11 protein-coding genes are annotated in these 11,962 nt (G+C 44.1%); 7 read left to right on the forward strand and 4 right to left on the reverse strand.

Translation table 11 applies throughout. The annotated features are described in order from the left end of the window. Positions 1 to 7: 7 nt before the first annotated feature. The 5 genes from ACTHPA_RS16840 (at position 8) to ACTHPA_RS16860 (ending at position 4,834) form a co-directional block, all read left to right on the forward strand. Positions 8 to 1,270 (forward strand): MFS transporter, encoded by a 1,263-nt coding sequence (locus tag ACTHPA_RS16840; RefSeq protein WP_440501879.1) that lies wholly within the window; start codon positions 8 to 10, stop codon positions 1,268 to 1,270. Positions 1,271 to 1,321: 51 nt separating this feature from the next. Continuing rightward, complete coding sequence (locus ACTHPA_RS16845) at positions 1,322 to 2,071, forward strand: SDR family NAD(P)-dependent oxidoreductase (protein ID WP_440501880.1); 750 nt, start codon at positions 1,322 to 1,324, stop codon at positions 2,069 to 2,071. Positions 2,072 to 2,084: 13 nt separating this feature from the next. Next, the gene (locus tag ACTHPA_RS16850) at positions 2,085 to 2,819 is read left to right on the forward strand and encodes an SDR family NAD(P)-dependent oxidoreductase (protein WP_440501882.1); all 735 of its coding nucleotides are present in this window, start codon (positions 2,085 to 2,087) and stop codon (positions 2,817 to 2,819) included. Positions 2,820 to 2,935: 116 nt separating this feature from the next. After that, complete coding sequence (locus ACTHPA_RS16855) at positions 2,936 to 3,349, forward strand: MarR family winged helix-turn-helix transcriptional regulator (protein WP_440501884.1); 414 nt, start codon at positions 2,936 to 2,938, stop codon at positions 3,347 to 3,349. 252 nt (positions 3,350 to 3,601) lie between these two features. After that, positions 3,602 to 4,834: a Zn-dependent hydrolase gene (locus ACTHPA_RS16860; RefSeq protein WP_440501886.1), complete on the forward strand. Its 1,233-nt coding sequence runs from the start codon at positions 3,602 to 3,604 to the stop codon at positions 4,832 to 4,834. Between the two features lie 281 nt (positions 4,835 to 5,115). Here the strand turns inward: ACTHPA_RS16860 and ACTHPA_RS16865 are convergent, their stop codons facing one another. The 3 genes from ACTHPA_RS16865 to ACTHPA_RS16875 are packed head-to-tail and all read right to left on the reverse strand — an operon-like array spanning position 5,116 to position 7,052. Then, positions 5,116 to 5,871, reverse strand: coding sequence for an AAA family ATPase (locus tag ACTHPA_RS16865; protein ID WP_440501902.1), 756 nt, complete (start codon positions 5,869 to 5,871; stop codon positions 5,116 to 5,118). Positions 5,872 to 5,897: 26 nt separating this feature from the next. Next, complete coding sequence (locus ACTHPA_RS16870) at positions 5,898 to 6,356, reverse strand: hypothetical protein (RefSeq protein ID WP_440501887.1); 459 nt, start codon at positions 6,354 to 6,356, stop codon at positions 5,898 to 5,900. A 39-nt stretch (positions 6,357 to 6,395) separates the two neighbouring features. Then, positions 6,396 to 7,052, reverse strand: a complete 657-nt coding sequence (locus ACTHPA_RS16875; protein ID WP_440501889.1) for a Type 1 glutamine amidotransferase-like domain-containing protein — start codon at positions 7,050 to 7,052, stop codon at positions 6,396 to 6,398. A gap of 256 nt (positions 7,053 to 7,308) precedes the next feature. Here ACTHPA_RS16875 and ACTHPA_RS16880 point away from each other — a divergent pair, with 256 nt between their 5' ends. Next, positions 7,309 to 9,420 carry an AAA family ATPase gene (locus ACTHPA_RS16880; protein WP_440501891.1) on the forward strand — a complete coding sequence of 704 codons (2,112 nt, stop codon included), beginning with the start codon at positions 7,309 to 7,311 and terminating at the stop codon, positions 9,418 to 9,420. Positions 9,421 to 9,486: 66 nt separating this feature from the next. Here ACTHPA_RS16880 and ACTHPA_RS16885 read toward each other — a convergent pair whose 3' ends face one another. Next, on the reverse strand, positions 9,487 to 10,212 hold the full coding sequence (locus ACTHPA_RS16885; protein ID WP_440501893.1) for a VCBS repeat-containing protein: 726 nt from the start codon (positions 10,210 to 10,212) through the stop codon (positions 9,487 to 9,489). 201 nt (positions 10,213 to 10,413) lie between these two features. On the opposite strand from ACTHPA_RS16885, the gene ACTHPA_RS16890 reads away from it, so the two are divergent. Next, positions 10,414 to 11,835 (forward strand): vWA domain-containing protein, encoded by a 1,422-nt coding sequence (locus ACTHPA_RS16890; RefSeq protein ID WP_440501903.1) that lies wholly within the window; start codon positions 10,414 to 10,416, stop codon positions 11,833 to 11,835. Positions 11,836 to 11,962: the final 127 nt, after the last annotated feature.

The raw sequence follows: 11,962 nt of genomic DNA on the forward strand, positions 1-11,962 counted from the left end.
AATAAAAATGAAGCAGAAGTCTAAATTTCATTATGCATGGTGGATTCTAATAGCGCTCAGTATTATCGTAGGGATTGGAAAAGGAGCAGTTAATAATACTGCTGGTCTATTTCTAACGAGCGTAACAAATGATCTCGGTTTCGGGATGGGAAAGTTATCTCTATATTTTAGTGTTTCTGCAGTCGTGACGATGATCTTTTTACCAATTGGCGGAAAGCTCATGGCGAAATATGATACACGTTTGATTTTGTCGATCGGTATTGTGTTTCAAGCAGGAGCTTATGCATTATTCGGTTTGATGAGCTCCGTGTGGGGCTGGTATGCATTGGCGATTCCTTTGGCGGTAGGCGGTGTATTCATTACTGTCATTGCAGGACCCGTCATCATTAACCAATGGTTCAAAAAGAGCAATGGGCTTGCATTAGGTGTGTTGAGCGCAGTCGGCGGTGGAGTCGGTGCAATCGCACAACCAATTGCAGCAAGTTTAATTGATGGGCTCGGCTGGCGCTCCGCTTATATGATTATCGGTGGTGCAGCAATCATTATTGTCGTGCCAATTGCCATGTTACTCATTAAACGCTCTCCTCAAGCGCACGGTGTGTTACCATACGGCGCAGATGACGTGACAGGGCAAGAAAATCAGCAATCTACTGGCGAAGAGGCCGGCATTGATATGGCTACAGCGAAGAAATCGACAGCTCTTTACGCATTGATGCTCTTCTTCTTTTTTGTCACATCAATTGCAAGCTTCTCGATGCACATTCCGACATATCTAACCAATCAAGGATTTGATATTACATTTGCAGGGAATGTAATGGGTACGTACATGCTCGGAATTTTAATAGGGTCGCTTATACTTGGCTTCCTTGTCGATAAACTTGGATCGAAATATACGGCAATTCTAGCGATGGTTTGTGGAATTATAGCAATCAGCTTACTCCTTTTCGCGAATAATAGTACAACGATCATCACATTTGCCGTTGGTCTTTTCGGGTTGGTCAGTTCTTCAATCGGTATTATTGCACCAGCATTGGCTTCGACGATTTTTGGTAAGAAAGCGTATAGTGAAATTTACTCTACAGCTTCTATAGGTCTTGCAGTAGCATCCATTATTGCATTACCGGCTTACGGTTTCGTGTACGATGCGACAGGCAGCTATATGTCAGTTCTTTATGCGCTCATTATTATGCTAGTCATCAATATTGGCTGTGTATTCGTCGCATTTAACGATAAAAGGAAGTTGGTTGAACAAGGTTTTTGGACAGAATGATGAGGTACGGCAACTGAGATCTTCATGACAATCGACAAGGAGAGGGAAAGCATGAGATTACAAGGAAAAGTGGCAATCATTACAGGAAGCGCATCAGGGATCGGAAGAGGAATAGCTCTTGCGATGGCGAAAGAAGGCGCGCATATTGCCGTTGTTGATATCAATGAAGAAAAAGGGAACGAAACGGTAAAAGAGTTGAACGAGCTTACAGAAAGCATGCTGTTCATCAAAGACATTTCGAAACCTGAAAACGTCACTGAAATAGTACAAGCGGTCGTAGCGAAGTTTGGCAAATTGGATATACTCGTAAATAATGCGCACGCGTCCCGACAAGCTATGTTTGCTGAAACGACGATGGAAATGATTGACTTATCCTTTGGTACGGGCTTTTACCCGACATTCCATTTCATGCAAGCTGCTTATCCGGAGTTGAAGAAAACAAAAGGTAAAGTGATTAACTTCGCTTCAGGCGCAGGCTTGGATGGCCAACCGACACAAGCATCTTATGCAGCAGCAAAAGAGGCGATCCGCGCGATTTCACGTGTAGCGGCAAATGAATGGGGTCCTGAAGGCATCAATGTTAACCTGATTTCACCGATCGCATTGACACCAGGCGTGGAAGCATGGGCTCAAAGTGCGCCGGATATGTATGAAGCGATGATCAACCGCATTCCGTTGCGCCGTTTAGGCGATCCGGAAGGTGATATCGGCCGCACAGCAGTATTTTTGGCGAGCGACGATGCAAACTATATTACAGGACAAACGATTATGGTGGACGGCGGGTCTATTAAATTACGTTAAGGAGATGTTCAATATGGGTAAATTGGACGGAAAAGTAGCGATTGTGACAGGTGGAGCTTCTGGTATCGGTGAAGGAATGGTTGATCTGTTCCAAGCGGAAGGCGCGACTGTTATTGCGGCTGATATAAACGAAGAAGCTTTGCAACGTGCAAGTGAAAAAGAAAATGTTCATGGTATGAAATTGAATGTAGCATCCGACGAAGAGTGGGCTGCATTTGCAAAAGAAGTGAAAGAAAAATTCGGCCGCATCGATGTTTTAGTGAACAACGCGGGAATTTCCTCCGAAAAACCGTATTCAGAAATCGGCATGGAAGATTGGCAAAAAATGATGGCGATCAACAGCTTCGGACCATTTGCAGGCATGAAGCATGTAGCGCCAATCATGGCTGAACAAAAGAGCGGTTCGATCGTTAATATTTCATCATATACCGCACAAATCGGACAAGGGTTTAACCATTACTCCGCTTCTAAAGGGGCTGTCCGTGCTATTTCCAAGGCAGCTGCGACAACTTTTGGTCGCCAAGGAGTGCGTGTAAATGCGCTATTCCCAGGAATCATAGAAACACCAATGACACAAAGCTTAAGCACATCCAAAGAATTACTCGACCAACTCGTTCGCGCTACGCCGTTGCAACGTCTTGGAAAGCCAGCCGATATTGCCAATGCAGCTCTTTTCTTGGCAAGTGATGATTCTTCTTATATTACTGGTGCTGAAATTGTCATTGATGGCGGATTCTCTGCACAATAATTGAATATATCTTTCATTGTGAATGAACCCAAAGTACATTGAATTTGGGTTCATTTTCATATATACGGACTGTATATGATAAAATGGAATTGTTTATGTAGAAAGTAGGGGGAAACATGAAAGAAGAAACGATTTTTGACATCATACACAATATGGACAAGTTCACGAATAACTTGATCATTCAATGGAATAAAATCTTTAATGAAGAATTGGGCGTCTCCCATATACTCCTTCTTGGCCATTTAGCTAACAAAGGGAAAAGTCGGCCATCTGACATTGCGAAATTTCTTGGACTAACCCCACCCACTGTAACTCATCTGTCAGAGAAACTTGTGAAAAAGAAACTGGCCGTTCGCTCGACAGATGAAGATGATAGACGCATCGTCTATTTGAGTATTACAGAAACAGGGAAAGAAATCTTACACCGTGCAAACGTGGAAGGCCAAATATTAAGGAAAAATCTATTTGAAAAACTGACATCCGAAGAGCAGCAGCAAATGCTTCATATTTATCAGAAGCTGAATGAATAAGAAATTATTTAATTGCCTTTCGATGCCTGTGCAACACACAATTCAGTAAATACACTACAATTGCATAAAATAGTATTAGAAGCCAGATATATCAAGTGGCTTCTTTTTGTATTTATATAGTTTTCTATGAATAGTCATAAATGTGTGTTGCACAGGCACCTGTCTAAATTACGTATTATTAGTGCCTGAATGTTGTTATAATTGATGTATTGGTAGCTGGAGGAAGAGAAATAGAGGAATCGGGGGATTGTCATGAAGCTGGTACGTTTGCGTCAGTCATTTGAAGAACTCGCTAGGTTTACAGTCGGAGGAGAAGGCATCAATCGGCTAGCTTACACGGAAACCGAGCGGAATGCACGTAATTTTTTGATCGAGCAATTTGAAAGCGCGGGGTTGGCAGTACGCACCGACTATGCGGGAAACGTCATTGCGCGCAGGGAGGGGAGAGATCCCGATCTGCCGGTTGTGGCGACAGGGTCACATATTGACTCCGTTTATGCTGCCGGTGAATTTGATGGAACCGCGGGTGTCCTCGTTGCACTTGAAGTAATGCGTTCGCTTGCGGAGGAAGGCGTGGAAACGGCGCATCCGCTTGAAGTCATCATTTTTGCTTGTGAGGAATCTGCCCGCTTTGGCGCTTCGACTCTCGGTAGCAAAGCGATGACAGGCCGTCTGGATCCCGCGTATACACGGTCGCTCACTGACAAAAACGGAGTGACGCTCATGCGGGCATTTGAAGAAAATGGTCTTGATTTGGAAGAAGTCCATTTAGCAGAACGCTTTCCGGATGAACTCAAATCGTTCGTCGAGCTGCATGTTGAACAGGGTCCCGTTCTCGAAAAGCAAGGGAAGGCGATTGGTGTCGTATCTGCCATAGCGGCACCGGTCCGCTTCCACATCCATGTCGACGGAACAGCGGATCATTCCGGAACGACACCGATGGATTACCGTCGGGATGCTTTGCTTGGTGGTGCGGAAATTGCACTTGCTGTAGAGAAGGCGGCATTGGCGGAGAGGGAACATGGCACAGTCGGTACGGTCGGTGTCTTTTCCATTCAGCCAGGTGCGATGAATGTAGTACCAGGAGCTGCAGATTTATATGTCGACATTCGGGGGACATGCCAGGGATCACGCCAGCGAGTTGCCGCTGCACTTGAAACAGCGGTCAACGACATAGCTAAAATACGAAGCTTGAACATATGGATGGATAAGATTTCGGAAGAAGAACCTGTTCAAATGGACAGCGCAATCGTGGCCGAATTAAAATCCATCTGTGAAGATAGAGGAGTGGCTTGGATCGAAATGCCAAGCGGTGCAGGACATGATGCGATGAACATGGCGTCCCTTAGTCCGACAGGCATGATTTTCGTCCCGTCAAAAGACGGAATTAGTCATAATCCTGCCGAGTATACGTCTATGGAGCAACTAATGGAAGGGGCGGAAATATTGCGCGCTTTCTTATTGAAACAGGCGAAAGTAATCTAATTAGTTTTCAGTAATTGCGAGGACTTAGTGCAACGTCAATCGGGCGGTCTTGGCGTCATATCAGGCGGTTCGTACGATAAATCAGGCGGTTCGTATGAGTAATCGGGCGTTCGTGGCGCGGTATCAGGCGGTCTTAGCGTTATATCAGGCGGTTTGTACGATAAATCAGGCGTTCGTGGTGTGTTATCAGGCGAATTGTATGAGTAATCGGGCGGTCCCAGTGCAAATGAAATATCAAAAATAAAAGGGCATCTCTCCGTAACGTAGGAGATGCCCTATTTTTATTCCTCATCCTGAAAAAGATGATACAGCAATCGTTCCCGGTCATCGAAAAACTGTTTCATAATCGAGTAATGCTCCGTTTCCTCCAACGTCGTTTCGTGGATTCCTTCTTCTGTAATTTGTACGATTTTGGAAAGCGGGTGCGCCATGATGATCGGTGAATGGGTAGAAATGATGAACTGGGATCCTTTCGTAACAAGTTCGTTGATTCGCGCAAGCAATGAAATTTGACGGAGCGGGGACAAGGCAGCTTCAGGCTCGTCCAAAATATATAAACCGTTCCCCCTGAACCGCTCCCGGAACACGGCGAAAAAGGATTCCCCATGCGATTGCTCGTGAAGAGATACCCCTCCAAACGAATCAATGACCTTGGGGCCGGAAAGAGGGTCTTGGTCAAGCTCTTCGATATTTGTCGCCACATTGTAAAACGTCTCTGCACGGAAGAAAAAATGGTCCCTCGCCCGTTCCGTTCCTTTGACAAGTCGAATATATTCGTCGAGTTCCGAATGGGAATCAAAACTGGAAAAATTGAAATTCAATGTCCCGCCTTCGGGGTTAAAACCATACGCAATCGCGATTCCCTCCAGCAACGTCGACTTGCCCATTCCGTTTTCCCCGATCACATACGTAATATTCGGATGAAGCTCCAATTCGTGCAAGTTCCGGACGAAGGGAAGGGTGAAAGGGAATGTGCCATGCGGTATCTGTTCCTGCTTCAAACGCACGGCCTTTATGTATTGTGAAAATGAATTCAAAAGTGCCAATGGAAATCCCCCTTATTTTATTCGCCATCAGTCTCGACAATAGAATGAACGCCGATTGACTCGCTTGCTCGTGTGACACCATCACTTCCCAAAGCCTGAATCGAAATACGGTCGTGGAATATCCTATCACCGAACTCCCATGTAATAGACCATCCGTCACTTCCATCTATGTCGTAACCGATGAGCGTTCTTTCAGCCCACGTCCCAGTTCCAGTTTCGGATATCCAAAATAGTACGGTTTCCACATTTTCAACTTCCGCAGAAATCGTCATTGTATGGACACCTTCCGGAACAATAAACCAATTATGTTCCTCTTCTAAATCTGTACTAACCTTTAGTATTCGAGCGCTGCCATCGCTGACTTCAGATTGATCGGCTGAAGCGTCTACAGCTTCTTCTGGTTGTTTTTCATCTACATGACTACAAGCAGACAGTATTAGTATGAGTAGTAACAAAACTATAGAATTCTTTCGCACATTACCCTCCAATAAAGATGACTTTGGCGTTCGCTACAGCTAAAGCGTCTCTTCCAATTTCTGGATCTTTGAGTCTGAAATTAAATAAACATCGCCAACAATATCGATTTTGCCTCCTTTTACACGGACAGCGCAATCTTTGTTTGACGCATAAATAGGTATTTCTTCCGATAGGGGAGATAGTTCGCTTTGAACCAGTTCCATATTATTTTCAAGATCAAAATGAGACAAGACGGAAAAATTGTCAAGACCGATTCCGTCGTAAACAGAGCTTATTTCAACTTCATCTCCAAAATTTTTCGAGCATAACCATTTAGCGGACATATTGATTGCTCCGGCGCTTGCGCCCATCACAACGGCGCTGCTTTTTTTAATCGAATCCGATAATTCATATTCCATCAAAAAACCATGTTGAGTAAGTATATTGCCACCCAGCAAGAAAATGACGGAAGCATTTTGAATGATCGTTTGGGCTTCTTCCTTTTGCATGCGGTAATTAAGTAAATGATACTCATCAAACAAAATGCCAGCCTGATCGAGCCACGAGCGTTCAGTAGCACCATCATCTTCATAAATAGATGGATTTGAACTTATCATAGCAAGCGATTTTCTATCAGTTATATCCTCCTGTAACACCCTACTCAGATTATCTGAGAAAAAATTAGTAAACCAACCTAAATAATAGTGAGATTTCATAAGTGTCTCCTTAGCAAAATCGATGATTACATATCATCTATTAGAAAAACTATATTAACTTCATAGTCAAGATACAATTCTGATTATACACTACAACTGCGTATAAGCTTAAACGATCGCCGCTTTACAGGCACCTACTTTAATCAAACAAATAACTTGAAAGTCAAAGTAGGTCAGAGTATAATAAAGTCATAAGTCAAAGATAGTCAATGTCAAATACTATAAATGAACGATCTATATAAGGAGGAAATGGCTTATGAAATGTCAACATTGTGGTAAAAACGAAGCGACAATGAGCTTACGACTCCAGGTGAATCATCAACGGATGCAAATGAACTTATGTCACACATGTTTTCAAGAAATCCAAGGACAAATGAAGATGCCGTCCTTTGGCAAGGATGCCAATCAATTTTTCCAAGCGAACGGCAACCCTCAAGCCTATACACAAGTTAAAGAAGTCGATGAAAATCAAGGAAACGGCTTGTTAGACCAACTTGGTAGAAATATATCAAACGACGCCAAGGAAGGGAAAATTGACCCGGTCATCGGCCGCGATCAAGAAGTGAAACGCGTCATCGAGACATTAAATAGAAGAAACAAAAACAATCCTGTTCTCATCGGGGAACCGGGTGTCGGTAAAACTGCGATTGCAGAGGGTCTCGCAGTGAAAATCCATGAAGGCGATGTTCCGGCGAAACTGTTGAATAAACAAGTGTACGTGCTTGACGTAGCTTCACTCGTCACGAATACCGGAATCCGCGGTCAATTTGAAGAGCGGATGAAGCAGTTGATCGAGGAGATCGAGAACCGGAAAGATACAATCGTTTTCGTCGATGAAATCCATCTTCTCGTCGGCGCAGGTTCAGCGGAAGGCTCCAAAATGGATGCAGGGAATATCCTGAAACCAGCATTGGCACGCGGAAGCATGCAGCTCATCGGGGCAACGACGTTGAAAGAATACCGTCAAATTGAAAAAGACGCTGCACTCGAACGCCGCTTCCAGCCGATCATTGTGAAAGAGCCTTCTGCTGAAGACGCCATCGCAATCTTAAACGGGATTAAAGACCGCTATGAAGCGTTCCATGAAGTGCGTTATTCAGATGAAGCGATTCGAGCATTCGTTACATTATCACAACGCTATATCCAAGACCGATTTTTGCCGGACAAGGCAATTGATTTGATGGATGAAGTAGGGGCACGCTTAAATCTAAAACATTCTTCGGCAGATGCTGAGCAAATCGGAAAACGACTAGAAGAAATTGTTCAACAAAAAGAACAAGCTGCGGACATGGAAGACTATGAAAAGGCGGCAGCGTTGCGCCAAGAAGAAATGCAATTACGTCAACAATTGGAAGAAGCCGAACAAGGCGAAGCGTCTCTCTATGAAGTGACTGTTAAAGATATCGAGGAAATTGTAGAAGAAAAAACAGGCATTCCGGTGACGAAACTGCAAGCATCGGAACAAGCGAAAATGTTAGACCTTGCAGAAAACCTACGTAATAAAGTAATTGGACAAGAAGAAGCAGCCGATAAGGTTGCCAAAGCAATCCGCCGTAGCCGTGCAGGTTTGAAATCGAAAACGCGTCCAATCGGATCATTCTTATTTGTCGGTCCAACGGGTGTCGGTAAAACGGAAATTACGAAAGTGTTGGCAGAAGAACTATTCGGTTCCCGTGAAACGTTAATTCGCCTCGATATGAGCGAATACATGGAGAAACATGCCGTCTCTAAAATAATCGGCTCACCGCCAGGCTACGTAGGTCACGAAGAAGCGGGCCAATTAACGGAACAAGTTCGCCGCAACCCGTATTCGATTTTACTATTGGATGAAATCGAAAAAGCGCACCCGGACGTTCAACATATGTTCCTTCAAATAATGGAGGACGGACGACTAACGGATTCGCACGGTCGAACAGTCAGCTTCAAAGATACGGTCATCATTATGACAAGCAACGCCGGAACAGGAGAGAAGAAAGTAAGTGTCGGGTTCAATCAAACCGCACATGAATCCGTCTCCATGATGGAATCGCTAGGTAACTATTTCAAACCTGAATTCCTGAATCGTTTCGATGCAATCGTCTCGTTCAATGAATTAACGGAAGACAATCTACTCGAAATCGTCGACTTGATGCTCGTCGATTTGGAAGAAGCGATTGAAGAAAATAACATCGCGATTTCCATTTCGCCTGAAGCGAAACGGGAATTGGTGAAGCTCGGCTACGACAAACGCTTCGGAGCAAGACCACTTCGCAGGGTCATCCAAGACAAAATTGAAGATCCTTTGACAGATCTTATTTTGGAAGAAGACCATATCGAAAAAGTATATGTAGACGTTGTGGACGAAGAAATCTTAGTAAGTAAAGCTTAATACGAACAATAAACCCCTTCAGGCTGTAAAAAGCTTGAAGGGGTTTTGCCGTTTGTATGATATGCACTACAGCGATGCGCCAAATATTCCTAAATACTGTTGCTGTAATGCAAATCCATTGTTTTCCCATCCTAGTGTATTCAACATATAGCCAAGGCCATCCGCATGATATCTTCCGGATATTTTTTGATAGGCTAGAAGCTCGTAGACGCCATTGGAATCAAAATCCACTGGATATAAGCCGCTTAACGGATCGACAAAACCGGTGATCGGGCTTTTCAATTTGCCATTCCGATCATAGATTTCATTTAAATAACTTGCATCTCTCGTCGATATATCAATAATATACCGCTCATTATTAGGTCTGCTAATCACTTCAACTTTATAATGATCCTGATAATTGACCTCGTAATGGAAATGGTTATTATAAACATCCGAATCAAAAAGGAATCTTACTTGATTTCCGACAAAGGAAACAATGTAATAGTTAATAATTCCACCACTGCCACCTGTAGACATACCGATTAATATGTCATCTACGCCATTGCCTGTGAAATCGCCTAAGAACAGGGTCGGATTATAGCCTTCATTATTATGGAGCGTAATACTTGTCACTACACCTGTTCTACCGTCCCTAACGTGAAGAATTATATCTCGAATGTATGGACTATCCGGCGTTTTTGTTCCTGTCAGATAGATTTGATCCATCACTCGATCACCCGTTACATCTCCATTAGCGAAAGCAACTACATTTGGATTTCCTGTTGCAGCTGTAAAATGAAAGTTAGTCATGAAATACCCCTTTTCATAAAGATAATCTTTATTATCTATCCTATGGGGGGCTGGGCTGATTGCTACTCGTTGTGAAAGGTCCGGAACACCCCTACCCGTCTAAAGTAGGAGGCAATATGGGCAATTCCACATAGAAACTATTGCAGTCGGTAGTCCGTATAAAAGATAGTTATAGGAAAGGGAGTGTATTCGGTGAAGCAAATGAATTTAGTGAAATATGCTGTCATGAGTATCGGATGCTGTCTGATGCTTGCGGCGTGTGCGGACAAGCCGGAGCCCGAAGTGAAATCAGAAACCTCTACCTCAACCTCATCAAAAGAATCAAAACCAGTCGCTGTTGCCGAGGAGCAAATTCCAAAAGCGGCACGGACGTTGGAAGATATGATTTCACAGCCTGCGGGCAAGTTGGTGGAAGCGCATATGGATCCTGAAATCGAGGCAGCCAAGACGGTGAACTGGGTTTATTATCATCGCTTCTATGAAGATACGTTTCAAGGAATTATGGAGAGTGAGTTGCCTGCCTATTTCGAGGAGCATCCCGATTTGAGTGCGGATGAGATTTATGACTATCTTGTTTATCAATTAGGTTCGGGACAGTATTCGACATTCTATGACCAGTTAACGTCGTATGAGCATGGGTATGTGATGCCGGAGTTGCCGGAAGGCGAGGATGAAATCGAAATTGCGAAGAGGCAAAAGACGAATGTCGTCATCTTGATGGATGCAAGCGGGAGCATGAAAGCGGAAATCGGAGGCGAGTCGCGTATGACTCTTGCGAAGCAGGCGATTGAAGATTTCACGAGCCAGCTGTCCGATGATGTCAATGTCTCCCTATTTGCGTACGGCCATAAAGGTGCCGGAACGGAAGCCGATAAGCAGCTTTCTTGTAGTTCGATTGAAGAACTGTACCCGCTTGGTGCGTATGAAGAAAGTTCATTCCAAAAAGCGATGGATTCTTTTAAGGCAAGTGGCTGGACGCCATTAGCCGGTGCGATGGAAAAGGCGCATGAGTATCTTGCTTCTTATGATAAAGAGAACTTTAGGAATATCGTTTACATCGTAAGTGATGGTGTAGAAACGTGCGAGGGAGATCCGGTTGCCGCAGCGAAAAAGCTGCATGACAGTGATATCGAGGCGAAGGTGAATATCATCGGTTTCGACGTCGATGATGAAGGGCAAAATGAGCTGAAAACAGTGGCGGAAGCAGGTGGCGGCGAATATGCGACAGTGCGGAACCCGTCCGAATTTGAAGGAGTTCTCATTAAGAAATGGAAGCCGAGCATGATGCAAGTAATGAGTCAGCAAGGCGTCATGCTGCATGATTTAGTTCATCAAATGGAGGCGCTTATTGCAATTCATGACCCGCTCAAAAATATTTCTGACCGGGAGGCAACACGGATCAGCAATGCTGCTTACTATTTGAAAAACAAAAAGATCCTTGACGATGAAAAGGCGTACGAAGTCATTGAGCTAGCAAAGGAAATGGGTGAACTGAGATCAGTCCATTTTACGGAAATAAAAGAGCAGAAGAGTGAAGAAGCGAAACAGGCAAGGGATGAAATCGACGCGAAAGTGGAAGCGTGGAAAGAGAAATGGTACGCAGAGTTGGAGAAGGATGAATAGGTGCTAATAAAAAACAATCATAATCACCCCGCCTAAGGGGTGATTACGATTGTTCAGCCTGTTGACAAACGCTCGCATCCGTTGTTGCTCGTCTCGCTCGTCCGCTCATGAACTTTAGTTCTATTCG

Origin of the sequence: Sporosarcina sp. SAFN-015 (assembly GCF_051966875.1) — a bacterium.
Classification (GTDB): Bacteria; Bacillota; Bacilli; order Bacillales_A; family Planococcaceae; genus Sporosarcina.